This is a genomic window from Alteromonas sp. S015, assembly GCF_036864485.1.
GTDB lineage: Bacteria > Pseudomonadota > Gammaproteobacteria > Enterobacterales > Alteromonadaceae > Alteromonas.
Genome location: NZ_JAZETO010000006.1, coordinates 1 through 25,712 on the forward strand (window position 1 = coordinate 1; position 25,712 = coordinate 25,712).

Consider the following 25,712-nt stretch of genomic DNA (forward strand, 5'->3'; position numbering starts at 1 on the left):
TGACCTCTCCCCCAAAAATAACATCATAACGCCCTCGTAGGTTGTGCCACATTCCGCGGCCTGATCCGAATGCGTTAGCTCAAACTCGTTTTTCATGCAGGTACTCGGCTTAGTCTTAGTTTTGGATTAACCGGTGTGAGTACCACTTCTTTTGCAATAGCCCAGATGTAAGCGGCCATTTCCGGCTTTGGTAATGGCTCCTAAGTGTCGCTTTCCACCTGATGATTGCTCACTGGGTACTAAGCCCACGTAAGCCATGAGCTTTCTGGGATGGTCGAAGCGGTTCAAATCGCCAAGCTCTGCTACCACGCCAACAGCAACGAGTAATCGAACGCCTCGCATCGCCTGTACGGCTTTCACTACCGGATAATAACGCCATTGTTGAACGTGATGTGTTAATTCATTATCTAGCCTTCCTAAACGGCGAATGCGCTCTTCTATGGTTTGCAACTGTTCTTGTAAGACTATTTGCTGGGCTGGGTGAGGCAATATCAATTCCGTGAGCCAGCGAAGGTGTTTCTTCGACCAGTTGGCAGTGCCTTCATAGCGTATGTTGTTGCGCAGCATTAAGGCTTTAAGCTGGTACTCCGCTTCCTTTAAATCCTTCATTGCTGCTTCTCGAGCTCGGGATAAATCCCGCACAGCCTCATCTTCCGGCTCGGGCACATAGATGGGTGTAAGGTCTTCAGACTTTAGTGACCTAACGAGCTTAAGCGCATCCCGTCGGTCGGTTTTAATTCGCTCTCCTGGCTTTTTTGGAATAAGAGACGGTGCCACAACATAGCAACAATGCCCCAAGCTCGTTATCAAACGATAAATCCAGTAACCACACGGTCCTGCTTCATAAACAACATGAATGGTTGCGCCCGGATATTTAGATTCAAACTGGCGGAGCAGGTTTTTAACACTAACTTTTGATGACTGTATCCGTCCATAGTGAACCGGACACGCCCTTCGATGTTCCTCACAATAAGCCACTTCATGGAACTCTTAGTGCGTATCCAAGCCGATAAAAATCATGCTATGTTTATTCATGCTTGCCTCCAAATGATTTAGTCTTAAGCAAACTAATTATGGTTCTGGCCGGCACCCGGTGGCTATTAGCTAACCCACGAAAATGCGGGGGCTAGCACTTTTACAAGGAATCATTGTGTCTATGCTCCCATCTAACATCGTCATCGATTTTAGATATCGGTTTTTAAAAAAAGGATTATTTAATATGCGCCGATTTTTACTTTTAGGTTTTACTTCGCTAATTGTGTTTTATTGTATACCCAGCAACGCTGATCTGTCATTAACGCTGAATACTGATGAAATGGAAAAGGCGGATGCTATGTATCAGCAGTATTGCTCTCTTTGCCATGGAAAAAACCGCGAGGGATATAAAGCAGATCATGCGCCTTCATTAAAATCAAAATCGATGCTGAGTACAGCGTATCCACAGTTATTGTTCGATTCTATTTCTTGGGGAAGAGTTAATTCGGCGATGGATGGCTACAGTCAAGATGCCGGAGGCCCTCTTACAGATTCAGATATCATATTACTGATAAGGTGGCTTGCTCAGAAAGAGAACGTCTCACCTATAGAATTAGAGCAAGTTTCAATAAAAGGAGATTCTTCCAAAGGAAAAGCACTCTATGCTTCAAACTGTTCAAGTTGTCATGGTCAGCAAGGCCAAGGTGTCACAGCACCTGCTATAGCTGACCAATTGTTCCTCTCTAGCGCAACAGATAGTTATATTAAGTACGCGATTGTACATGGTCGAGTAGATACACCGATGCAGGGTTTTAAACATCTTCTTGGAGACGAAGAAATTAATGATTTGGTCGCATATTTAAGAAGTCAAGCATCAGGTTGGAAGCCAGCACCGGTTGAACTTGCCGAATGGCCTAGTCCGGATGAGTACGTGGTGAATCCTAGAGAAGCCGAACCGACTTTCAATCTCAGGGAAGGCCGGTATGTACCTGCCATGGAGGTAGTAAAGGCTATAGAAGAGAAAAAAAGAATGATTGTTTTAGATACTCGCCCAGGGTCCGCGTGGCAACGTATTCATATTCCTGGGGCTGTCCCTATGCCGTATTATCGAGACAAATCTAGGATTGCAGAAAACTTACCCAATGACGGCACTTGGATAGTAGCTTACTGCGCTTGTCCTCATGCCGCTTCTGATTCAGTTGTAGATCATTTACGCAGCCTTGGTTATGAAAATACAGCGGTCATAGATGAAGGTATTTTAAAGTGGATCGAAATGAGTTTACCTGTTGTCGCTGGCAAGGATAAAACTGGCAGTGTTAAGAGAGAGAATAATTAAGGTCAAATTTGGGGAGTATAATTAGTGTTCACTTTATTGGGCCAAGATCACCCTTCGGTCACTGGGACAGTAACGCAGCGGCTCTTCGCTATTGTACCGCTACGACACTGCCTATTAGCTTAGCGTTAGGCACCACGGATGAAGGCCAAGAAAAATTTAAATGTTTTACATTTGGATGGCGCCGCCGGTTCCATCGTCGGGTTGCTATTGTTTCTGCTGCAAAACTGGGTAAGTAGCTTATATAACTTGCCAATAGCAACTATTCATTTTTTAGCGACTGCAAATGTTTGTTATGGAGTGTATGCATTATCACTTGCTTTTTCGAGCAACAGAAGTCTTTTATCAATTTCATTGCTAGCAATTGCAAATGCTCTTTGGATGGTCGTATGCGTTATTATGGTTTCGCTATTCTTTCAAACGGCAAGTTCTATTGGTCTAATATTTATCAGCCTCGAAGGTATATTTGTAATTGGTCTAGCAATATATGAATGGAAAAATAGATATCAGTTGTCGGTGGCAAGTGGTGCCATACAAACGCATTAACTCTCGCTGCGCTCGCTAGGGATAAAAACACGTAGGTTCCCTGCGCTTCGCTTGAAACTGTAGCCTACGTGTTACTGCCCATTATGCGGGCGTTGGTATGACTCCCTTTGTCAACCTTGAACGAGCGCTTTCCTGACACTCTTTCAGCCCATAATCAGTTGTTTATATCACTCAAAATAAATGAGCTAACGCACCGGATGAGGCAGTAATGTCGTCGGTTGATATGCTGGTATCCGTAGGTTACTTATTCAATGAATAAGCAGTGCTTTCCAACAATAACCATACGGTCCTGCTTCATAAACAACATGAATGGTTGCGACCGGATATTTAGATTCAAACTGGCGGAGCAGTTTTTTAACACTGACCTTAGAGCAGGGGATGCGGCCATAATGAACAGGTACAGCCCCATGCAGTTCTTTATAATAAGCAACTTCATGAAACTCTTTATGCGTATCCAAGCCGATAAAAATCATGCTATGTTTGTTCATACTAGCCTCAAAATTGATTTAGTATTGAACAAACTAGTAATGGACTCCGGCCGGCGCTCCGGTGGCTGAAAAGTTAACCAACGGAGGGGTGGGGCTAGTATTTCACAGGGAGTCATTATGTCTATGTTGTTTTCAATTGATAAGGATGTTTATGAACAAGGATATCTACGTTGGCTATTCGTTTGAGAAAGTCTGTAAATTCACTAGAAGCGAACTTCGGGAAATGGCCAAAGCTTGCGGCGACATGAACTTTATTCATCACGATCTAGAAGCAGCCAAAAGAACTCGGTTTAAAAACTTGATCGGGAGTGGGAGTGCAATCACTGGTTACTTCTCAGCACTAATTCCAACACACTTTGCTACATTAGCTCCAATTCTTGGGCTAGAAATGGCTCAGAAGTTTCTTGCTCCTATATTTCCGGACACAACGTTATACATGAAATGGCAAGTAAATAAGGTTAACCCTAAATCAAATAACGACTTAATTATAGAGTTGTATGGAAGCATCACCGACGAAAATGAAGTAATTTGCATATCGTCAACGGCTTCTATTCTGCTGGTTGATAAAATGTAGCTAGCATAATAAGCGACTAAAGGTAATCTTCTTCCTAGTGTATGTAGAGATAATCCGACAAAAAATACAACAGAAGCAGAACGAGATACGCTTGATGAATTGCGAAGGATGGGAAGTTCTCTGATCTCAAGTCCTGACATGTGTGATTGGGATCTATTAGTTGTTGCACAGCACGGGTGGCTTACATCTCATAAATTCTCTCTGAAGACTAAAAAATTCGTAGCCCTAGAGAAAAATACTGAGATTAAAAAATCTGTATTTGAAATTCATATGCCGCCGGGCCTTAGGAAAGATTTACTTAAGACGCTAGATAGGCTTCGTGTAAATAGCCATACTTTATTTCCAGATTTTGAAGGGCTCTGTAAATACTTAAATTGGCGTCATGACCGTGCATAACAATCAACTACCTCGGATCAATTTACGATCCGCTACAATTGCCCGCTGAATGTGGCGATAGGCTTTCAATAGGAGATGACATGGATAATCCCGAAGCATATATAGCAATGATGGAGTCGTGGAGAAGTTTGGCTTCAGAATTCGGCCAGCTTGCAGTTGCGGCTTTAATACTACCTATAGTTTTTCTTAGGAACATAATAGGTGTACCTGACGGGCAAGGCTTAGCGAATAAAATTAATAAGTGGCTTTATATCTCATGGGCACTTTTATTTGTGTCTATAGGTTTGAGTATGGCCTATCAAAGTACTGCCATTTGCAAAATTGGTCTTGTTTCCGGTCTCGGTACAGGTTTCGCTTGCAAATTTAATCCACACATCATTTTCACCGCGTTTTTCATTTCTTTTGCTCTTGGTATATTGGCATTTATCGTCGGCGCACTTAAATCATTAAAGGACTAAAAAATGAATCAATGCTTGCTTGTTAGTTTTCGGTGGTTTTTGCTTTCTCAAATAGTATTTGCTATATCTTGGGTCTTTCCCTTTCAGGAGCAAATAAGTGATTTCACGAACCTGAATTTTGAAGATAATCTTAGCGATATATCAGGGGGGATTGGTTTTGTGTTTTTGATTATTTCCATCTTGAAACTTAAGCCTAATAAGCAAAGTCAGTCGGACGCGTAAACGCGACGCTGTTTTTAGGGGAAAGGTTAGGCGTTATAACGATAAGGAATATTACGATGCTTCTTACACCGAAAAATATAAAATCAACAACGATAATGTCAATTGTAATGGCGTTGACGCTTTTTTTCATGCGTGGCTTTTATTCAGAGGTTGAGATAACCCCTATTAACATAATACCTTATTTTCTATCCGCTTTTTGTGGCGTTGTTTTCGCTTTTTTATATTTATCTCTTTTCCCAGGTCAAAGAAAAAATAGTTTTCTCACATTTTTTATACCTGGTGCTGCCCTACTAATTGTATTGCTTCTAACGGGACTAGCTAATTTATGGCTAATAGAGGAGTTAATGTTTATGTTAGCTTTTATATTTGGTGGGCAAGAAATTTCAAAGCCTATTGAAAAGTCGTTATAAGCTGTTCAAGCGGAACTGCTAAAGTTGTGCTTGGCTTCGCTTCGCTACACATTTTAGCCAAACATTTATTAGCCCCTTAACAGCGCGTTGGTATGACCCTTTGCTAATCCTGAACGAGTGCTTTCCCGACATTCTTTCAGCCTATAATTAGCTTTGTTTTTCATTCATAATAAATGAGCTAACGCACCGGATGAGGCAGTAGTGTCGTTGTGTCCACTTCTTTTAAATCTTTCATTGCTGCTTCACGGGTACAGGACAAATCCCGAACAGCTTAATGTTCCGGCTCATGTAAATAAATAGGTGTAAAGTCTTCCGACTTTAGTGAACTAACTAGTTTAAGCGCATCTCGACGGTCGATTTTAATTCGCTCCCTCGGTTTTTCGGGAATAAGAGACTAAGCCACGATATAGTAACAATGTCTCAAGCTCGTTATCAGCCGATAGATCCAATAACCGCACAATCCTGCTTCATAAACAACGTGAACTGTTGCGACCGGATATTTAGATTCAAATTGATGTAGCAGCTTTTTAACACTGATCTTAGACGAGGGAATACGGCCATAATGAATAGGCTCAGCCCCACGTTGCTCTTCACAATAAGCAACTTCGTGAAACTTTTTATACGTATCCAATCGGATAAAAATCATGCTATGTTTGCTCATGCTAGCCTTCAAATTGATTTAGTATTGGTCAAACTAATAATGGACTCCGGCCGGCGCTCCGGTGGCTAAAAAGTTAACCCACGAAAATGCGGGGGCTAGCATTTTTACAGGGAGTCATTGTGTCTAGGCCCATTAGTAATTGCAGTACGTTTTTTTAAAAGGAGAATGAAATGACAGAAGAAAATGAAGTTAAAAAAGAACCAGAGTTATCAAAAGTTAACGACAACCTTACAATTCTGACCAACGGAATGCTTTCAATATCCAGTAGTGTTGTTGATAGTATTGGAAAACTTCATTTAGAATCAGAAAAATTTGCTGAGAAAGCTCCAGGGCAACGCTCATCGCAGCTTGGTTTTTTGTTAGTAATTGCCGCATTTCTATTGGAAATAATTCAAGGTCTTCCCACAATCGGTTTTGAGTTTTCAGACACAATGTCCATAAGTATGTTGTTTTCAGGAGCCTTTCTTGTTGTTTTGGGTGGAGCATTTGAAACGTTTTTCACTTTAAAACTGGCTCAGATGCAAGAAGCAAGAGCAAAGATTTTGGAACAGGCCGCTCAAACTGCGATGTCGCAAGCTGAAGAAGTGCGTAAAACAAGCGAATCGCTCTTTAGTAAACTGACAGGAAGGGCCTAACAAGACACTTAACACGTGTAGCACTGTGTGCCACACTGGGACACAAACGCAGCGGTGCTTCGCAATATTACCGCTGCATTTGTGCCCTTTAGCTTTGCGTTAGGCAAAAGTATTAACAATGGAGATTGATATGAGGTTAAAGATAAAAGTACTAATTACCTTTGTTATCGCCTTATCATCTGGGTTTCTTCATGCAGAAGAATATTTTGGAGGATTTAAGGGTGATTTAAAAGGAACTTTCTTAAAAGCAGATCCAAGACCTATATTTAAACTATCCGATAAGTTCGAATTTAATGACCCCAATGGTTTGTTATGGTCAGTGCCTGCAAATGAAGAAGTAGATGGCGCATCCATACCACCTGCTTTTTGGTCGTTCATTGGGGGACCTTTTTCTGGGCACTATATAAAAGCTTCTGTAATTCATGATTACTACTGCGATGAAAAAACGCGAACCGAGCATGATACACATAGAAATTTCTATTATGGAATGCGTGCAAATGGTGTGAGCAAATGGAAAGCCAAGTTTATGTACTGGGCTGTTGCTACTTTTGGTCCGAAATGGACATTAGAATCGAGAGTTGTTCAAAACTTTAAGTGTGTACGTATAGGTGAAAAACAAGTTTGTAGCTCAGTTCCTAAGGTCGAAACACTCGTTGTTAATGTACAGAGTGTGGATCTTGACGATCCGGAGGTGCTTGCAGCAGCTCTCAGTAAAGCTTCGGCAGTTGCTAGAACTCTCAAAACAAGCAACGGCGAAATTCTGGATGTCACTCCGGAAGGTTATATTTCTTCAGACATCGAGACTATTAGCAAGAGCGCTGATGGGTATCGGGAATTATTCTCTGAAAAAAACTATTTGGATTCACCACAAAAATTAGGTGTGTTATCCAAGTGGGATGTAAAAGAACTAGATGGTGTTAAGACTTGGAATGATAATAAACTACCAATCATTCAAAATGTCTCACCAATCAATATAGATAACCTTAATCTTATAGAGCAAGGGCAACAATTTAGATTGGACGAAAGCGGAATTGAGTTGCTAAATAAGCAGCTTGATATGAAATCTCTTGAAATGGAGATGCAAATTGAAAGATGAAGTCGATATCCTCGAGTGTATGTGCCTAACAAACGCGCCAATTAGGACGCTCGCAAGCTCGCGCCTATTACGCGGGCGTTATACCCAGGACTTACCCAAACTTACTGGGCATTTCCCATAGTTAGATGGGAGGTGACTTATGACTAATAAAAAGAAGGTTCATGCTTACACTGAAAAGCTGCGTAAGGCGCTGTTCGTGAGGCGAATCAAAATCCCCAAAACAAATCTACCACTGACGTCGACAGTTTAAATAATGCGGCAGCAACCAGTTCTCGAGCATTCAATAGTGTGAAATTTCATCAAGAAGAGACTGATGAGTAACAAGCAATTGAACGCCAGTCGGTCGACCTTAAGAAAGTGCGTTTTTGAAAATGGCCGCGTATTTGCGAGTGAGAACATGTAGGGCTTACCTGCACAAGTCGAACTCACATAAGGTTTCAAATTCAACTCGCATCAGAAAATTAAATCCTGTATCTTCATATACATCAACAATTTATAGAACTGTTAAATCGGCATGCACCACTAGGTGATATAAGCCCAACTGAATGCGAAGCGGCATGCACTTAACATGGAAGTCCACTTTTAGTGAGTAATACCAAACCAGATTGGAATCAAGGAATGAAAAAAATACTGATAGTTATAACTGCTCTGATTGCCGTAGGTTGTAATGAGAGTCAGCCAAAAAATCATCTCCCAGAAATTGCATTAGCGAAGATAATAGGCAATGGGAACAAAGCAATCGTAGAAGACGTTCAACTTTATCTTTCTGATAAGAATGCATACAAACTAGAACACAAAGACGGACTAGAAGAATACGGATTTGACGGTGCCTTTGAAGATTCATTTGACCTTACATTTGTAATTATCGAAGGCTTGAACAGTATTAACCGTGTAGCAGTTGTAGATTGGAAGGAAGATGCGCAATATGTCTTTAGTTTGTTGAATGACATTTCTCAAAATACGCTTTCAACATGCAACATTTCGAAAGAGCTGACGGCAGATATGCAGAAAACTCAGTTCAACATATCTTACTATTTGGAATCGAATGAATCTGGTTTTATGTTTTCAACCTGTGCAAAAAGCGTAGGGTTGGAAATTATTGGAATCGACGATGGGTCAGACTCGTTCGTCTTGTCCTTAGTACCAAGTAGTAGTGTGGAACAGCTTAAAGCCTATTCGCAGCAAGTAGGATTGGAAATAAACACCTACGGAAAACGTGTTTAATTAGTGAATGTAGCGTAAAAGCACGTGCTGCGTTCGCTTTTTTCTTCAGCTTTGATACAGCGCGTATAAGCCTGTATCAAAGCTGTTACCTGTTATTTACTCAAAGGAATGCAAAGATGCTGTACAAAATAGAAGAACAAGCAGAAGTGTTTGAAAAGTTGGAACCCGTAGAGTTCAAAGACTTTTCTAGCTTTGGAAAATTAGAGAAAGATCTAGAAAACTTAATAGCGAACAGTATTTTAGACGTCTTATTTGAAGACGCTAGATTGATGCCGGTATTTCAGGAACGACAATGGCAGGCAGAAGCTGACATATATGCACTGAATGAAAGTGGTGAACTAGTTATATTCGAGCTGAAGCGTGCATCTGCCGGGAAAGATGCCGTTCATCAAGCGCTAAGATATGCACAAGATGCTGGTCAATGGAGCTATCAAAAATTAGAAAATAAGTTCAAAGAATATAGCAAAAGTGACATGTCGCTAGTTGAAGCGCACAGAGAAGCTTTTAGTCTTGAGCATCAATTAGAGCCTAAAGAGATCAATAATAAACAGCACCTATTAGTTATTGGCAGTGCAGCGGATGACTCATTAATATCTTCAGTCGATTACTGGAAGAAAAGTGGCATATCTATCGATTTTTTGCCCTATAGAGTTTACGAACTTGCTGGCGAAAAGTATTTTGAATTCTTTGCGCTTCCCTATGATAAGCACAAAAACCCAAGTGATGTGAAAGGTGTATTATTTGATACAAATCGCAGTTGGAATGAGGACTCTATTTGGTCGATGATGGATAATAGTCGTCTGGAGGCGTATGGAGACGCCAAAAGATTTGTTCACCATGTTCATATAGGCGATATTGTTTTCTTTTCCCACAAATGGTGTGGCTTGATAGCTGCCGCAAAAGTGAAAGGTGAGGTTAAAGCGCCAGACAGTGAAACTTTGTATCGAGACGTAGAGTTTTTAACTCCCATCCCAAACCGAGACGATAACACGTTATTGGCTATGCCTTTTTCAGAAGTGAGTGCTAAAACGGGTAAAAGTTTCTTTTGGGCTAGAACGATAAAAGTACCTTACTTAACAAAAAGCGAAGCACTTGAATTGGTCGATGAGCTCAATAATTATTTACATTGCACATAACAAGTTAACGCAGTTGGGCTTTCTTACAGTCTAAACTTTTGGCGTTAGCGCACTTTTAATGGCCTCTTACTAGTTTCTTGCTACGTTGCCCGTGGATTGTTATTGGTCGTTTAAAACGGGTTGTTAACGCCGCATTTTAATATTTGATTTAAGGAGCGTGGTTTTGGCAAAAATTTTGATATTTGGTAACTCTGGCTCCGGAAAATCCACGCTGGCAAAGCACTTGTGTCGTACAAAGGGCTTAGCTCACTTGGATTTAGATACACTCGCGTGGAAACCAACCAGCCCGCCAGAAAGAAGGCCCATTGAGGAGTCTGAAAAAGAGATCCAGGCTTTCATTACTTCTAACAACAACTGGGTCGTTGAAGGTTGTTATACCGATTTGCTGGAACTCGTGGAAGCGCAGTCTACTGAAGCTATATTTATGAATTTACCCGTTGAGTCCTGTATTGCCAACGCGAAGGCGAGACCTTGGGAGCCCCACAAATATAAGACTAAGCAGGCCCAAGACGATAACTTGGCAATGCTCATAGATTGGATTGAGCAATATACACAGAGAAACGATACATTTTCTTATGCGGCCCATAAGCGGTTTTATGATAGCTACCATGGCCATAAAAAGATGATTACGCAAAATGTCTCAACCATGCCAAGTTCAGTATAATCTGGTTAAGACTGGGTATTTTTGTCGCTTTTTATGGGCTATATTTTTAAAGGATTATGCCAGTTTAAGGAAGGTGTTACTCTGGCATTACGCCAGTCTTTTAAAAGCATATACCTTTTTTCAAGGAGGACATTGGTTTGGCTAGTTTTTTGTCTTTTACAGGGGTTGTAGCTTCAGTTTGGATAGTGTCAGGCATTTATATTGCGTCTCGATTTTATCCAAATTATAGCCATTCAAAGCAATTCTGCAGCGAGCTTGGCGCATTTGGTAGCCCAACTCAAAAACTCTCTCCTGCAATTAATAATTACCCTTTAGGTGTTCTATTCGTACTTTTCGGATATTACCTCATTGATCTACCGTCAGCGCCATTGCCCACTGCGGTGATAGGGGCGATGGTTATTATTCACGGCATATGCACTTGGGTTTGTGGTTACTTCCCAATGGATGCTGACCCTTACACAGCAACGCCCTCGAAAAGTTGCAAAATCCATACGTGGTCGGGGCTAATAATGTTAGTGTCGTTTATTGTGGCGCCGCTGGTTGTTACTTTCTCTAGCGACTATTCTTTTGCATTGCGTTCTGTGTCTGCACTAAGCGTTGTTGGCTGCGTTTATTTTTCTTATAAGTTAGCCAATGCGCTTGAACAAAAAACTGTTCCAGGGCTATACCAACGGCTAAGTTACGGTTGCCAAATTATTTGGCTATTTATTTACTCTTTGTTCGTGGTAGCCCAGTAACGAAGAGTTGAAGAACAAATGCTATTAAGCGTCTTGCTTGTCTGTATTATTTTCTTAGAGGATAAGTTTGTGAATACACTTTTTTTAACATCAACTGTACTTATATCTGTTTTGTGTTTGCTTTTAGCGGCTGCGCCGTTTACGCCGGCCATTGCGGGTTCATTCGTAATGCTTATTCTCGCTGGTGTTTTAGGCCTTAAAGGTTATTCAAAAACAAGTTTGCTTTTACTTTGTATTAACACATTTTCAGTCGTTGTTAGCCCTAATACAAGTAACGCTAGCTTTACCGTTTTGACCATCATATTTATTATTTTCGTTTTTGCTTTCACCGGTGTGGCCCTAGGACTAAGGAAGGATGTCCAAAGATATGGCAGTTGTTCGTAGGTAACCAGATTTTCCATTACCGCAACAATAATTATATCGAGTAGCCTTATGCTAATGAGGATTATTTTACACTTATCGATAGCGTGGAATCTGGTATCGAAAAGGGAAGTGAGTAAACTTCAAAGCACTGGCTTTTTAGCCGTAACTGAGTAAAGTGATAGCTTACAGCTTATTAAGCTCATTCAAGGAAGTACATGGAAGTATCGAAAGCCACTATTCAAAAAGCAGTAGCTAAAAATATCATATCTGAGCAGCAGGGCAGTGCCCTGTATCACTTTTTGAAAGAAGAGAGTCGTCATACCCCGTCTTTTACTTTTACCCATATTCTGTATTACTTAGGCGGCCTTATTGCTATTGGCGCCATGACATTATTTATGAATTTAGGATGGGAGCAGTTTGGCGGTGCAGGGATCATATTTATCTCAATGCTTTATGCAGGAGTGGGCTTAAAGCTTGCTAATTCCTTCGCACGTAAACGTTTAATAATACCAGCAGGTATTTGCGCCACCTTTGTGGTTTGTTTAACGCCACTAGCTATTTACGGTGCGCAGCAATGGCTGGGCCTTTGGCCCGACGATAATGCGGTTTATCGCCAGTTCCACCATCGCATTGAATGGCTATGGCTATACATGGAACTTGGTACGCTCATCACAGGGATTGGAGTAGCGTGGCGATATAAGTACCCGTTCCTCGTAATGCCGATTGCGGTAACGCTTTGGTATATCAGTATGGACGCTGTTATGCTCATTATTGACCAAGACGATATGTGGAATTCCCACACCTGGGAATTTCGCGCGCAAGTTTCTATGTACTTCGGCATATTTATGACCTTTCTAGCTTTTTGGGTTGATATAAGGGTACGAACCACCGCTGACTACGCATTTTGGCTGTATTTTTTTGGTGTGCTTGCGTTTTGGGGCGGGCTGACTAGCCAACATTCTGACAGCGAGCTTTCGAAGTTTTTCTATTTTTGTATAAACCTTGCCATGATAGGTATAGGTGCTTTGTTGATTCGAAAAGTATTTGTGGTTTTGGGGGCGATAGGCGGTTGTCTTTATCTCGGGCACTTAGCATCTAACGTCTTTAAAGATAGTTGGCTTTTCCCCATTGCGTTAACGGCAATTGGTTTAGGCGTAGTGTTTTTAGGAATATGGTGGCAGAAGAATGAAGTTAAAATTACGCGCAAAGCTCGTAATATAATGCCAAAGCCGCTGCAGGAGCTGTTGGATAAAAAGCTAGGGTAAGCAGCACTACCTGCTTTAAGGCGGTTGTTTTTTGCAAAGGTGTTTTAAAATACTCTTTATTGATTTAGTTGAAACGTTCTGGCTTACTAATGCGCTGTATTTTTATGAGTTGTCTGCTATGTTGTTTAAGAAGAACCATATTACTTCCGTTGTTGTCTCCCTATGCTGTGCGCTAAGCCTGAGCGTACATGCGAATGAACCGTATGAATTAATGGGGGTCACAACAAATACAGGGGAAAAAACGTCTTATCTTGCTCAGGAAAAGAATATAACCCTGCCAGTGACCGTTATAAACGGAAAAAGTGACGGTCCTGTATTATTGCTTACTGCCGGCATTCACGGCGATGAGTTTCCTTCTATGTATGCGTTACAGCGACTGCAGCAAAGCATTGAACCTGAAGAAATGAGCGGGGTGTTGGTAGTGCTACACCTAGCGAATCTAGACGGCTTTCATGGACGAAGACAAGCGCTTAACCCTAAAGATGAGAAAAATCTCAATCGGGAATTTCCCGGAGATGCGAATGGCACACCAACAGAGCAAATTGCCGAATTGTTAACACGAGAGTTTATTAGCAAGATAGACTTCTTGGTTGATATGCATTCAGGCAGTACCAATCAAACATTGCTTAACCATGTTTACTCGCCTTTTGTCGGCAATACGGAACTTGATGAGTTGACTTTCGAATTTGCCAAGGCAACGGGTATGCAGCACATAGTGCTTTACGGTGAACGTCCTAGGGATCCAAATAACTCTATATCCTATCCAAACACTGCAATGACAAGGGGAAAGCCGGGTCTCACTACGGAAATCGGTCACTTGGCTCAGTCAAATGAAGCGTTCGTGACTGAAGCGCTTCAAGTTGCTAAAAATACCATGGTTTTTCTTAAAATGTTGCCGGGAACCATAGCGGAACACCCTAAGCCCGTTATTTACGAAACAATAAAGTATCCGGTTAGCACTACCACCGGTTTCTTCCAAGCGTCGAAAGCGATAGGCGATAAGGTTGAGAAAGGGCAAAACATCGGTACTGTTATAGATTATTTTGGAAACCTTATAGAAACGATTACTGCCCCTGTAGACGGCACAGTTATGATGGTAAATCAGACCCCTGCCATTAAAAGCGGCCAGTCTGTAATGGCGATTGGTGTTGAAGTTTCTGAATAGCGAAGCTATTGGCGTAATAACAACCAATGTTTAATTAACCTACGCAATTAAATAAGTGTTAAGGTTAATTCAGACATTGTATGAGGGAATGACATGGACTTTCTTTTCAACGTATTGATTTGGGCAGGCGTGGTTATTTTTGCCATTTTTATTATTGGCTTTATGGCAGCAGCTAAATTAAATAAGCGACAAGATGAAGATCGCGCCAGTCAGTCCTGTGCAGAGCCCATTCGAGAAGGCGAAAAGCCGAGTAACCAAAATAGAAATTAGCTTTTCATCCGTTTTAAACCGGGCGAGAGCAGCTCGGCTCTTTTAGTCATTATTTTGAACAGCGTTTTTCCAAAACTTACTTGTCTGAGTCGTTGTGTTTAATGGCTAAATGATTCGGCAAAAAACGCTGTCAATCACACGTAGCGTGCTCAGCGTGTTTCTGCCGCTCCCTCAAAATTAAACGTTTTCCAACACCTTGCTTAATTTAGACCGCATTTGCGTGCTACTCGTAGTTCTTTTTAGCCTTGGTAACTTTCTCTAGATATTTACACGATTCGGCGCGAGGGTGGTTGTATCGTAGCTTGCTATAAACCCCGTCGGGCGAATGTTGGTTTATCTTTGCCATGGCAACCGAACGATTGGGATGAAAGGTTTTTAGTACATTTCCCGCACCACCGTTGTATGCTGAAATCATCGAGTATTCTTGGCTTGTTTTATTGTTGATTTTTGCCAAATATCGGGTTTGTAGTATGTGAAGATAAGCACTGCCTATGTCGATGTTATGTGCAGGAGAAAACAACGTTTGTTTGCTTGGTTGTCCAGGTTTATGTTTAACCAGTTTATAAACGTCACGGCCCGCTGTGGCCGGAACTACCTGCATTAAACCATAAGCGTTTGCACGGCTAACCGCATAAGGGTTGAAAGAGCTTTCGGTTTCTATAATGCCATAAATAAGTGCGGGTGATAAATTATAGCGTCTCGCCGCTTTCAATACATATTGACTGTATTTCATTTGACGAATGTGTTCGTGCTGATCGACAAGGTCAAACTCAACTGAATACACTGATTTTCCATTTGATAATGAACGTTTTAATTTATTGCTTACCAGATAGTTTGCATAACGTTCTGCTCGCCAGCGATATTTAACGATTTTACCATCGTGATCGGTAACTTGCGGATAGAGAAATGGTACGCCATCAATATTAGGGGCTGCGCTGGAGAAAATATCTGTTTTAGTGGGGTCTGCTGTGGTCAGCAAGGTAGTGGTAATCGCTTGCACCAGCATAGCCTTTGGATTTTGGTTATCTAGTGTTTCTACCTGTACTTTGCCGGTATCAAAATTAACAATGGCACGGGCTTGGTAATCGTTAACGTATTTAACATACTTTTTCTTGTTGGGCAGTTGTTGGTTTTTTTTACCCCATTTTTTACTTACTTTTTTCGAAAGGCCGTCATAAAGTGTTTGAATTACGTTAAGGTCGGCACGAATATGATTTCGCGTAATGGTCGCCTGTTTGGCAATGGCCTCCACATCTTCCAAGCTATCTGCATTTTGAACCTGTTTTGAGAGTTTTTTTACTGAATTGATGGAATCAAACTTCATCGAAGACTGACAGCCACTAAGTAAAACCGTCAATAGCCCAAAGAAAAATAATTCCGTAAGGCGAAGTCCTTTTATATACATCTTTTTTTACTCACAAATCTAGCGCAACTTTAGTATAGCAACCCCCACAGACATTTCCCATTTAAAACAACGTATTAAACAGCTTTGGTTTGTCTTACGCATCTAATGCAGACTAATAAAGTTAAAAAAGCGATAGTTTAATTAGGGGGCAGCGCATTGCGTGCCGTTAGAAAGCAGACTGAAAGTATCTCAATGTACTGGGTATGCAGCCAAAAACTTGTGACCGATTTTGGCCGCGCATTTAAATGTTATATTTTTCGGGTATTTTGACAGTGATGAAGCGACGCAAAATCCGGTGGCTGTGATTGGAATGCACGTCGCTATGTGTTTCTGATTCTTTCACGCACCATTAGGCTACTTTTAGCGTTTACTTGTCTAAGTCGTGGGCTCGGAAGGCATTTGGAAGTAAATCACCAATTGTCGTTTCAAATGTTTTTCCATTTTGACTAACCATGGTCACGGGGGTTTCATCTGGCGCAAATTCTGCAATTTTCTGTCTACACCCGCCGCACGGAAAGCAAAACTCATCGTTCGGGCTGGCAATTACTATATGAGAAATTCGTTTTTGGCCTTGTGTAACCATATTCCCAATAGCGGTGGCTTCAGCACATTGTCCTAGTGGAAAGGCTGCACTTTCTACATTGCAACCAGAGAAGATTTCTCCTGAAGGAGTAAGTACTGCAGCACCAACTTTAAAGTTGGAATATGGAGAGTGAGAGTTTTTCTGTGCATTAAAAGCAAGTTGAAATAGTTGTTCTAAGTTATTTTTCTTCATAGCTACCTGTGTTAACCACCCAATACACTTTACTTTTCTCATCAAATGCGAGAAGGTTGGCGGCATTAACGCCGCAACTAGCGTATACTAAATACTCAGGCGGTTTTTTCTTTTTTTATAGAATGCTTTTTTACCATGCGCAGAAACGTTAGTCTCATCTTTTTTTCCTTATTCGTTGCTATTTTAACCGGTTGTGCGCAAACATCGGCGGTTTCCGAAAGGCCACAAATGGGAAACTTGCTTTTAGCCGAGCCAGCACCTGTTAATCCACGCTCGGAAATGGCGATTGCGCGCTACAATCAGGTACTAACTAGTCCTGCGCTTTCAGATGAAGACAAGGCAGAGCTGCATTTTCAACGAGGCATGCTTTACGACAGCGTAGGTCTTGCAGGTTTAGCACAGTTTGATTACACCCAAGCAATCAACTTAAAGCCAGATTTGGCAGAAGCCTATAACTCTATGGGTATTCACTACATTCAACAGAATGATTTTATTCAGGCTTACGATGCATTCGACTCTACGCTGGAAATTAATCCAGAGTACGATTTCGCGTTCTTAAATCGCGGTATTGCGCTTTATTACGGTGGCCGCGCTGAACTTGCCACAAACGATCTAAATCGTTTTTTTAAAAAAGACGAAAGCGATCCATTTCGTGCACTGTGGGCATATTTTGCTCACCACGATGTGTCAGCGCTTGAAGGGCAAACCTATTTAGCTTCAGTTCGACCAACGCTAGACAATCAGCACTGGGCTACTACGCTGGTGGATTTGTTCTTGGGTACAGTAAATGAAAATGACGTGCTTAACTCATTGTTAGACGGCGTTAAAAGTCAAAAAGCGCTAACAGACAGACTATGTGAAGCGTATTTTTACTTAGGTAAATTTCATACCCAACGGGGCAATAGCGGTATCGCATCGAATTACTTCAAGCTTGCGTTAAGCACCAATGTATTTGATTACGTTGAACATCGCTACGCAAGAATGGAACTTAATCGTTTGCGTGAACAAGCCAGCAATAATCTAGTTAGCGAAGAGTAAGTCACAAGCGTTATGCGAGGCTTATTTTTAGCAGTGTTCGCACTGCTTATTGTTGCGGGCGATAGCGGGCGCTATGTCCCTCAACTCATTGTTAACGCCACCCGCGTGCTCGCACCGCTAAGCCAAGACTTAGCCAGCGCGCCAACTGGAGTAGCGGGGGCCACGTCATCTGTTAAGCAAGAAGTGGACGGTGCCGTTCAGCAAAGTACAGCATCTATATCGCCAGATCATTCCTTAAGTAGCACTCATCTTAATTATGATCACAACGCTATTAATAATGCGCTGGCGTTACTGTGGTTAGCGTCAATACAAGGCAGTGAAAATGCCCAATCACGCTTGCTTGCTCATTTCGAGCGTGCGTACAATGAAGCGTTTGCCCCTCATAGCTTTATAGATGAAGCCACCGCTACCTATTTTCTTGAAAAACTGGTTAATTTGGAAAATGCAGATGCCGCATGGCTGTTGTACCAAATATTGGGAGAAGAAGGGGCATCGCAACGCTTCATGCGTTTGGCGGCATTAGGGGAGGTTGCAGAAGCACAACTTGCTTTTGCAATGTCTACCGAGTCACCAGAAAAGCGTGAGAAGTGGTTAGTTCGCGCGGCATCCCAAAACTACCTACCTGCACAGGCTGCACTTGCCGACTGGTATCTTTTGCACGGACAGCACCAGTTAGCCAAACCACTACTTGCTACCACGGCTAATGTAGACATGCAAAGTGCGTTTAAGTACGGCAGACTTCTGTGGGACGAAGGGGAATTTTCTGAGTCTAAAAAACATTTTAGCTTTGCCTCGAAAAAAGGACACCTTCAGGCAAGCAGAGCCCTAGAGGCAATTAATCTTTATACTCCTTACTCTATAAAGCAAGCGGTAGAACAGTCTTCGTTATCTAATTGGAAAAGCCGAGGGAACTGCCTTCAGCGTATACAGCCTTTTGCTACCAGTTTAGCTACCATTATGCGTGCTCACAGCCTGTACAACTCATTTAATGACGATACACGCTTGCAGAACCTTTCTATTTGCCTAGCACCGCCTATTTGGCTTAAATCCGATGTGCTCAGTTGTAACCCAGATTACAAAAATGCTGGGGTTCTGGGCTGTAATATTACGCCATTAGCGAGCATTGCGAAAAAGCAAAAATTTAGCCATGCGGTAGTAGTGGCAGAGCAGGGTAAGGCCAATGTTCAAAACGGTGTAATGTATTTAGACATAAGCGACGCTTATTCAGTGTTTGTCCACGAGCTAGCACACTTTGCTGGCTTCGCTGACGAGTACCCTATTGGCACGGGCATGGCGAACAAGCTATGCGATGAAGATGAAATAAGTGACTTTTCACCACCTAACCTGGTCGTAGATTCCGAGTACTGGTATGCACCGCATGAGACCGTAGAAAATTGGCTTGAGATTGATCCGACAACCATTATTGCCCGCGCTAAAACCTGTACTGTGCTGGGGAAAAACAGTTATAAGCCTAGCCGAAGAATTACCTTTATGGAGCATCACGACAGCGGCGTGATCCCCCCTTTATATTTGGTACTTTGGCAGCAGCAGTTAGAAAAACAAAACGCGCAGCGACCCATTTCCATGAATTTTTTTCAAGCTTTTCACAATAGCGGAAATCAAAAAGAAGCCGCACACTGGTTAGCTGAATACGAAGTTTTCACTGGTACAAGTCACCATTAACAGCATTTACAAAAACACACTCGCGGTTATTGGGTGAGTGTGCCTTTAAGCTCTCGCACCCACATCGAAGTGGCACCGCAAATTGCTACGGGCATAACAATAAAGTTAACCACGGGAATAAGTGAGAAGACATTTACCATTATGCCAAAGGTCATTGCTTTTCCTTTATGCTCGCCAAGGTGCAGGCGCATGCGCGTAAAATCTATCTTGTGGTTGTCGTATGGGTAATCGCAGTACTGAATTGCCATCATCCAGGCGTTAAATAAGAACCACAACACTTGACCAATAATAGGTAGGAAAAAAAACAATAACAAAAATCCAATAGCGCGAGGTAAATACCAAACGAGCTTGGTAAGTTCACGGCCTACAGTCCTAGGAATGTCTTTTACCAACGACATTACGCCTTCGTCACCTAAGTCTTGTCCCGTTAAATGTCGCTCTACCTTTTCAGATAAAACGCCGTTAAAAGGGGCAGCTATCCAGTTTGCGAGCGTGCCAAAGATGAGTGCGAAAATGAGTAACACACTGATGACGGCGAGGGGCCACAAGAAGAAGCTGATAGCCGTTTTAATCCAACCCAACCATTCAGGTACAAGGTCAATTACATAAGCGATGCCCATTTCTATTTGACCAAATAAGAAGTAAAAAGCCACAGAAAAGAGCACTAAGTTAATTGTTAGAGGCACAAAAACAAAACGCTTTAACCCTTTGGTTTTTATTAGCGAAAAGCCTTCAAAAAAATAATGTACACCGCCTGAACTCATTCGTACTCCTTCGCGTTTGAAACGCCACGTATGTTGACTATTCTCTCTATCATACGCGCTTGGCGTATTCTCTGCCTAACCCAATGAAATGGTAATTGTTACAAGCTGTTAGATTTGGTAGAGTCGAAGCATAATAACAAAAGAATCGTCCGTGTGATTGCATCATTTCTACATCTACTTGCATTTCAGCCGATAGTTAGCTGGCTTCTGGCCAATTTCAAGGCGATACCGCGTGCAGCTTTGTGTTTAAGAGGGATGATGTGTGAGGCTTAAAAAGATTAAACTCGCGGGCTTCAAGTCCTTTGTTGAGCCAACTACAATTCCATTCCCCGGTGAAATGACTGCCATTGTAGGTCCAAACGGCTGCGGTAAGTCGAACGTCATCGACGCCGTGCGTTGGGTGTTAGGTGAAAGTTCCGCTAAAAATTTACGTGGCGATGCAATGACTGACGTAATTTTTAATGGCTCTTCGTCACGTAAGCCTGTTGGGCAATGCAGCGTTGAACTTGTATTCGATAACAGTGCAGGGCGGATAACAGGTGAATTTGCTAACTACAATGAACTGTCTGTTAAACGCTTAGTTACGCGAGATGCCACGTCTACCTATTTTCTCAATGGCACCAAATGTCGCAGGCGCGATGTCACCGATCTTTTCTTGGGAACGGGGTTAGGCCCGCGTTCTTACGCCATTATTGAGCAAGGTATGATCTCACGGCTTATTGAGTCTAAGCCACAAGATTTGCGCGTCTTCATTGAAGAAGCCGCGGGTATTTCAAAGTATAAAGAACGCCGTAGAGAAACAGAAAATCGCATAAGACACACCCAAGATAATCTTGAACGCTTAAATGATGTGCGCGATGAATTGGGCAAGCAACTCGAGAAATTACAACGTCAGGCCGCGGCGGCTACTCGATATAAAACACTACGCGCACAAGCCCGAGAATTGAAAGGGCAGCTAGCTGCGCTTCGTTTTCTTAAAAATAGTGAACATATAGAAACGTTGCAAAAGCAGCAGCAAGCACTTCAGTTAGAAGTGGATGATTTAGTTGCTCGGCTACAGGGTGATGAAGCTGGGCTTGAGTCTTACAAAACTAAGCAGCTGGAAACAAAACAAACGATAGATGATCTACAGCAGCAGCTGTTTACTACCAGTAACGCAATAACGCGACTAGAGCAAAACGCACTGCACGCAAAACAACGAAAAGGGCAGGTTGAGCAGGAGTTAGCCCGAATTAACGAGCAACACGAACTGCTTAATCACTCTATAAACGAAGCACAGGAAGCGCTCGCGGTGTCAAATGAGGCGCTTGAAAACATTGAGCCTGAATTTGCCCTCAAGGAAGCAGAGTTAGAGCACGCCAAAGAGTGTTTTGAAGACGCTGAACAAGCGCTAAGAGAGTTCAACGCGCAAGCGCGAGCGCAAGAGCAAACCTACAATCAACTTCGTCAAAATATTCAGCAATGCCATAGCCAAATTCAGTCAACCATGAGTATGCAGCTACGCACATCGCAGCGTATTAGCGAACTGCAAGACGAGCTAAAACAGCTAGGCGATGAAGACTACACCAGTCAGGTAGCTCTTTTAGAAGAGCAATTTAGCGAACTTGATTTTGACATTGATGAAGCTAAGCAATTACTTCAAGAGTCCAGTCAAAAGGTGTCGCAGCAACAAGGCGAGGTGAATGCTATTGAAGCGAAGCGCCGTGATGCGCAGGGCCAGTTACAAACTGCACTCTCCACAAAAGCTGCGCTAGAAGCGCTTCAGCAAGATGCCTCAAATAATGAAGACGTACTGTTAGACGGGATAGAAAAGCTGTGGCAACAGTTTAGCTCTAACCAAACGCTTGCGCCTTGCGTAGAATCGATTTTACAAAACGCCAAAGACCCCGTTGTTGCTAAAAGCCATGACATACAGGCACTGCTTCAAAACCAAGCTAATCTGCCAAGTGGCGTTAAAGTGTTCACCGGTAAGGCGCTTGTAAGCACCGCCAGAGCGGGTTCATTAGCACACGCTCTATTAACTGAATCTAGCACCAATGAATCGTCAACACAGCGTGTTCCCGCATTTTTTGATGACATTTACCTTTGTAGCGACGATGACGAACTTGCGACAACGATTGAAAGTGCTTTTGCAAGCGCTCTTGATAATGAGGATGAATCTGAAGGCATAGCCAAGGGGTTTACTAGCGCAATCTCGCCTTCAGGGTTGTGGGCAAGCTCACAGTGGGTAGTAAAACCTGGAGAAGTAAGCGACGGTGCATTGCAGCGGGCGAACAAAATTAAGGGGCTAGTAGACAGCATTGAAGAAACTGAAAGCCTTATAGATGAAATTGAGCATTCATTCGAGCGCGCCAAACAGGAACTTGAACAGAGCGAAGAGCAAAAGCAGGCTATTCAGAGCGCCTTGGGTGAAAAAGAAAACCAGCGTGCACAGCTTAAAAATAAACTTTCTTTGCTTGAAATGCAGCAAGAACAGCAGTCTACACGCACTGCCAAACTTAATGACGAGTTAGCAAAACAAGAATTAATGTTAGCGAAAGAAGAAGAGCAACTAGCTCAGCTTTCGGAAAAATTAGAGCTACAAGAGGCACAAATTCTTGAGCACGAAGTACACATTGACGATGTGAACGCTAAGCGTGATGCCAAGGAGCGAACTACATCAGAGTTGCGCGCGTTAGTTGATACATTAACATCGCAAAATCATGAGCTTGCACTTAATAAGCAGCAGCTTAAAAATCATCAAAATTTATATGGTCAGCAGGTTACGCGTAACCTTCAGCAGCGTGAGGAGTACATAAAAAATAAAGAAAGGTTACAAAAAGAGCTTACACAGCTGACGTCTCCTGAAGAAATTCAAGAAGTAGAGCTTCAGTCGTTGTTAGAGAATAAAGCGGAATTAGAACAGCTAAAAAGCGCTAAGCAAAGTAGTCTAGAAGATATAGAGCAGTGGTTGCGAGAAGCCGAAAAAGGGCATCAAGCTCTGGGTAAAGATATTCAAACCCGACAAACTAATATCGATAAACTTAACATTGATATTGAAGGTTACCGAGTACGTGCGAATACGATCTTAGAGCAGCTTGATGAAACGAAACAGTCGCTCAAGAGCATTTTGGAAACGTTACCCGAAGATGCCGAAGAGAAACGCTGGCAAGAAGACCTTGAAAAAACACAGGCTAGTTTGCAGCGCTTAGGTGCAGTGAACTTAGCTGCGGTTGAAGAATTTGAAACCCAGTCAGAAAGAAAATCTCATTTAGATACACAGCATAACGACCTTACCGATGCCTTGGAAACGCTACAATCGGCCATCCGCAAAATTGATAAAGAAACGCGTACCCGCTTTTCAACGACCTTTGAACAGGTTAATGAAGACCTTAAAATGTTATTTCCCAAAGTGTTTGGGGGCGGTTCGGCGTACCTTGCGCTTACCGATGACGATTTGCTAGAAACGGGGGTGACGATAATGGCTCGCCCCCCTGGTAAGAAAAATAGTACCATTCACCTCTTAAGCGGTGGAGAAAAAGCACTAACCGCTTTATCATTGGTGTTTGCTATTTTCAGATTAAATCCGGCACCGTTTTGTTTGCTGGATGAAGTAGATGCACCATTGGATGATGCAAATGTAGGGCGCTTTTGTAACTTAGTGTCAGAAATGTCACAAACAGTGCAGTTTATTTATATCACCCACAATAAAATAGCGATGGAAATGGCCAGTCACCTAACTGGTGTTACGATGGCGGAACCAGGAGTTTCGCGCATGGTAGCAGTCGATGTGGACGAGGCTGTAGCCTTCGCAGAAGCATAACAAAGGGCGAAAGAAATTAAATGGAAGATCAATTACGTCTATTTTTACTCCTAGGAGGCACGGTTTTTATCATTGCAGTGCTTGCCCACGGTATTTGGAAAATTCGTAAAAACAACAGGCCTTTAGAAAAAGAGCGATTAGAGCCTCGTCAGTGGCAAGATGATGACAATGATTTTGAGCCAGACGAGCAAGAGGGCTTTGACGACCTTGGCATTGGTGCGGTGCGTGTGGTAAGTAAATCGCCAAATCAAGCCCGTGAGGTTGACGGCAACGCATCAGAAAACTCTGAAAATAGTCCAGCACATCATGATTTTGATGAGGAACATGCTTACAACAGCGAAGAGCTTGACGAACACAATAGCTCGTCTCAACACGCTACATTAGAAGCGAAGCATAACGTAAAAGAGCGCGAAGTTGGTGATTATGCGGATAGTCCTGCAAGTAGTGCAGGTGATCCTGCCATGCTGCCTGATGCCCAAGAGGAAGTTCAGAAAGCGCCAAAGCTTTATGGCTCTGTGGTAACGAATCCAAAGCCGCACATGAAAGGACAAACTCGCCCAGATGGAGCTTCAACTAAAGGTACTAACCGAGGCGATGAAAACCTTGCTGCGTTCCCTGAACCACCTGGTTTCTTACTTCGTGAAGGCGAAGAGCAAGACGAACCTTCGACAAAACTTCAAGAGGAGAACAAAGAAGGTACTGAACACGGTGCTTCGACCATTCAAAGAAGTGTCGATAATGCACAGTCACGTGATCAAATTCTGAGCCAGCAGAGCGGCCGTCATGAAGGAACGCGCGTAGAACCAACCCGTCCTGCTCAAAAGTTTTATATCGACCCTACGCTGGAAGAAGAGCCTGAAGCAGTACAGCCGCCAGCTAAAAACGAAAGAGAAGTCGCAGATTTTAGTTTAGATGCACCAAAGGAGTCATTCTCGTCTAGCGACATTCAAGAGGAAAATGAACAGGCGAGGCGTTTTACGCGTAATAAACGAAGTAAAACAACGACAAGAAGACGTGAAGAGCCGAATTTTGGTGACGATCAAATGCGCATCGATTTCGACACCAGCGAAGCAGAGAGCGCTGATTTTGATGAAGACAGTTTTAGTGCGAATGAAGCTGACAGTACATCAGTGCCTGAAAAGTCGTCGGCTATCGAACCTGAAGTGTTGGTATTAAACGTAAGAACGCCAGAAGGGGAACCTATTTCTGGCGCAGCGCTGCTACCTATGTTGCTGACGTTAGGCTTCAAATTTGGTGACCAGGACATTTTTCATCGTCACGTGAATTCAAACGGCAAAGGGCCGGTATTGTTTAGTCTTGCTAACATGTTTAAACCAGGGGTGTTTGATATTGATAATCTGGAAAACTTTGAAACTCAAGGTATTTCACTGTTTATGATATTGCCTATTGAGGGTGACCCTCATCAAGTGTTTAACATGATGCACAACGCAGCTCGAAAATTGGCAGATGAGTTCGGTGCTCAGGTTCTTGATGGACGTCGAAGTGTATTAACTAAGCAGGGCTTGCAACAGTACGTAGAGAAAATTCGTGAATTTGAACGCAAGCGCATGATTGCTCGCAGCTAACGTTACCATTGTCTCTTGCGTCTAAATCCTATGAATTATTC

Annotated in this window: 22 protein-coding genes and 3 pseudogenes; 19 read left to right on the forward strand and 6 right to left on the reverse strand. The window is 42.5% G+C overall.

Annotation, left to right across the window (positions count from 1 at the left end; genetic code table 11):
- Positions 1-171 precede the first annotated feature (171 nt).
- Positions 172-978: pseudogene (locus V7R42_RS12190) on the reverse strand (IS110 family transposase); the annotation flags it as partial.
- A 178-nt stretch (positions 979-1,156) separates the two neighbouring features.
- Between V7R42_RS12190 and V7R42_RS12195 the strand changes: the two are divergent.
- Positions 1,157-2,311, forward strand: a complete 1,155-nt coding sequence (locus V7R42_RS12195; RefSeq protein ID WP_334020521.1) for a c-type cytochrome — start codon at positions 1,157-1,159, stop codon at positions 2,309-2,311.
- A 138-nt stretch (positions 2,312-2,449) separates the two neighbouring features.
- Entirely contained in the window at positions 2,450-2,854 is a 405-nt protein-coding gene (locus V7R42_RS12200; protein ID WP_334020522.1) for a hypothetical protein, read from the forward strand.
- A 275-nt stretch (positions 2,855-3,129) separates the two neighbouring features.
- On the opposite strand, the pseudogene V7R42_RS12205 reads toward V7R42_RS12200, so the two are convergent.
- A pseudogene (locus V7R42_RS12205) lies at positions 3,130-3,342 on the reverse strand (IS110 family transposase); the annotation flags it as partial.
- Between the two features lie 151 nt (positions 3,343-3,493).
- Between V7R42_RS12205 and V7R42_RS12210 the strand changes: the two are divergent.
- The 3 genes from V7R42_RS12210 (at position 3,494) to V7R42_RS12220 (ending at position 5,402) form a co-directional block, all read left to right on the forward strand.
- Positions 3,494-3,916 carry a MaoC family dehydratase gene (locus V7R42_RS12210; RefSeq protein WP_334020524.1) on the forward strand — a complete coding sequence of 141 codons (423 nt, stop codon included), beginning with the start codon at positions 3,494-3,496 and terminating at the stop codon, positions 3,914-3,916.
- A 476-nt stretch (positions 3,917-4,392) separates the two neighbouring features.
- The gene (locus tag V7R42_RS12215; RefSeq protein WP_334020525.1) at positions 4,393-4,770 is read left to right on the forward strand and encodes a hypothetical protein; all 378 of its coding nucleotides are present in this window, start codon (positions 4,393-4,395) and stop codon (positions 4,768-4,770) included.
- A gap of 278 nt (positions 4,771-5,048) precedes the next feature.
- The gene (locus tag V7R42_RS12220; protein WP_334020527.1) at positions 5,049-5,402 is read left to right on the forward strand and encodes a hypothetical protein; all 354 of its coding nucleotides are present in this window, start codon (positions 5,049-5,051) and stop codon (positions 5,400-5,402) included.
- A gap of 274 nt (positions 5,403-5,676) precedes the next feature.
- Here the strand turns inward: V7R42_RS12220 and V7R42_RS12225 are convergent.
- A pseudogene (locus V7R42_RS12225) lies at positions 5,677-6,063 on the reverse strand (IS110 family transposase); the annotation flags it as partial.
- 170 nt (positions 6,064-6,233) lie between these two features.
- On the opposite strand from V7R42_RS12225, the gene V7R42_RS12230 reads away from it, so the two are divergent.
- From V7R42_RS12230 to V7R42_RS12275, 10 genes are all read left to right on the forward strand, one after another.
- Entirely contained in the window at positions 6,234-6,698 is a 465-nt protein-coding gene (locus V7R42_RS12230) for a hypothetical protein (protein WP_334020528.1), read from the forward strand.
- A 130-nt stretch (positions 6,699-6,828) separates the two neighbouring features.
- On the forward strand, positions 6,829-7,794 hold the full coding sequence (locus tag V7R42_RS12235; protein ID WP_334020529.1) for a DUF1353 domain-containing protein: 966 nt from the start codon (positions 6,829-6,831) through the stop codon (positions 7,792-7,794).
- 585 nt (positions 7,795-8,379) lie between these two features.
- A complete protein-coding gene (locus tag V7R42_RS12240; RefSeq protein ID WP_334020530.1) occupies positions 8,380-9,018 on the forward strand; it encodes a DUF6630 family protein in 639 nt (212 codons plus the stop codon).
- A 116-nt stretch (positions 9,019-9,134) separates the two neighbouring features.
- The gene (locus V7R42_RS12245) at positions 9,135-10,154 is read left to right on the forward strand and encodes a hypothetical protein (protein WP_334020531.1); all 1,020 of its coding nucleotides are present in this window, start codon (positions 9,135-9,137) and stop codon (positions 10,152-10,154) included.
- Between the two features lie 163 nt (positions 10,155-10,317).
- Positions 10,318-10,818, forward strand: a complete 501-nt coding sequence (locus V7R42_RS12250) for an AAA family ATPase (protein ID WP_334020532.1) — start codon at positions 10,318-10,320, stop codon at positions 10,816-10,818.
- Positions 10,819-10,955: 137 nt separating this feature from the next.
- On the forward strand, positions 10,956-11,555 hold the full coding sequence (locus tag V7R42_RS12255; RefSeq protein ID WP_334020533.1) for a DUF998 domain-containing protein: 600 nt from the start codon (positions 10,956-10,958) through the stop codon (positions 11,553-11,555).
- A 168-nt stretch (positions 11,556-11,723) separates the two neighbouring features.
- Positions 11,724-11,939, forward strand: coding sequence for a DUF6419 family natural product biosynthesis protein (locus V7R42_RS12260; RefSeq protein ID WP_334020819.1), 216 nt, complete (start codon positions 11,724-11,726; stop codon positions 11,937-11,939).
- A 194-nt stretch (positions 11,940-12,133) separates the two neighbouring features.
- Complete coding sequence (locus V7R42_RS12265; RefSeq protein WP_334020534.1) at positions 12,134-13,183, forward strand: DUF2157 domain-containing protein; 1,050 nt, start codon at positions 12,134-12,136, stop codon at positions 13,181-13,183.
- 31 nt (positions 13,184-13,214) lie between these two features.
- A complete protein-coding gene (locus V7R42_RS12270) occupies positions 13,215-14,348 on the forward strand; it encodes a succinylglutamate desuccinylase/aspartoacylase family protein (RefSeq protein ID WP_334020535.1) in 1,134 nt (377 codons plus the stop codon).
- Between the two features lie 93 nt (positions 14,349-14,441).
- The gene (locus V7R42_RS12275) at positions 14,442-14,618 is read left to right on the forward strand and encodes a hypothetical protein (RefSeq protein WP_334020536.1); all 177 of its coding nucleotides are present in this window, start codon (positions 14,442-14,444) and stop codon (positions 14,616-14,618) included.
- 223 nt (positions 14,619-14,841) lie between these two features.
- On the opposite strand, the gene V7R42_RS12280 is transcribed toward V7R42_RS12275, so the two are convergent.
- Both V7R42_RS12280 and cdd read right to left on the reverse strand, forming a co-directional pair.
- Positions 14,842-16,023, reverse strand: a complete 1,182-nt coding sequence (locus V7R42_RS12280) for a murein transglycosylase domain-containing protein (protein ID WP_334020537.1) — start codon at positions 16,021-16,023, stop codon at positions 14,842-14,844.
- Positions 16,024-16,390: 367 nt separating this feature from the next.
- A complete protein-coding gene (gene cdd / locus V7R42_RS12285) occupies positions 16,391-16,798 on the reverse strand; it encodes a cytidine deaminase (protein WP_334020538.1) in 408 nt (135 codons plus the stop codon).
- Positions 16,799-16,933: 135 nt separating this feature from the next.
- On the opposite strand from cdd, the gene nlpI reads away from it, so the two are divergent.
- Together nlpI and V7R42_RS12295 are read left to right on the forward strand one after the other, a co-directional pair.
- A complete protein-coding gene (gene nlpI / locus V7R42_RS12290; RefSeq protein WP_334020539.1) occupies positions 16,934-17,836 on the forward strand; it encodes a lipoprotein NlpI in 903 nt (300 codons plus the stop codon).
- A 12-nt stretch (positions 17,837-17,848) separates the two neighbouring features.
- Positions 17,849-19,519: a sel1 repeat family protein gene (locus V7R42_RS12295; RefSeq protein ID WP_334020540.1), complete on the forward strand. Its 1,671-nt coding sequence runs from the start codon at positions 17,849-17,851 to the stop codon at positions 19,517-19,519.
- Between the two features lie 26 nt (positions 19,520-19,545).
- On the opposite strand, the gene cysZ is transcribed toward V7R42_RS12295, so the two are convergent.
- Positions 19,546-20,283 (reverse strand): sulfate transporter CysZ, encoded by a 738-nt coding sequence (gene cysZ, locus V7R42_RS12300; protein ID WP_334020541.1) that lies wholly within the window; start codon positions 20,281-20,283, stop codon positions 19,546-19,548.
- A 262-nt stretch (positions 20,284-20,545) separates the two neighbouring features.
- Here cysZ and smc point away from each other — a divergent pair, with 262 nt between their 5' ends.
- Both smc and zipA read left to right on the forward strand, forming a co-directional pair.
- On the forward strand, positions 20,546-24,085 hold the full coding sequence (gene smc, locus V7R42_RS12305) for a chromosome segregation protein SMC (protein WP_334020543.1): 3,540 nt from the start codon (positions 20,546-20,548) through the stop codon (positions 24,083-24,085).
- Positions 24,086-24,105: 20 nt separating this feature from the next.
- Entirely contained in the window at positions 24,106-25,671 is a 1,566-nt protein-coding gene (gene zipA / locus V7R42_RS12310) for a cell division protein ZipA (RefSeq protein ID WP_334020545.1), read from the forward strand.
- The last annotated feature ends 41 nt before the right edge of the window (positions 25,672-25,712 follow it).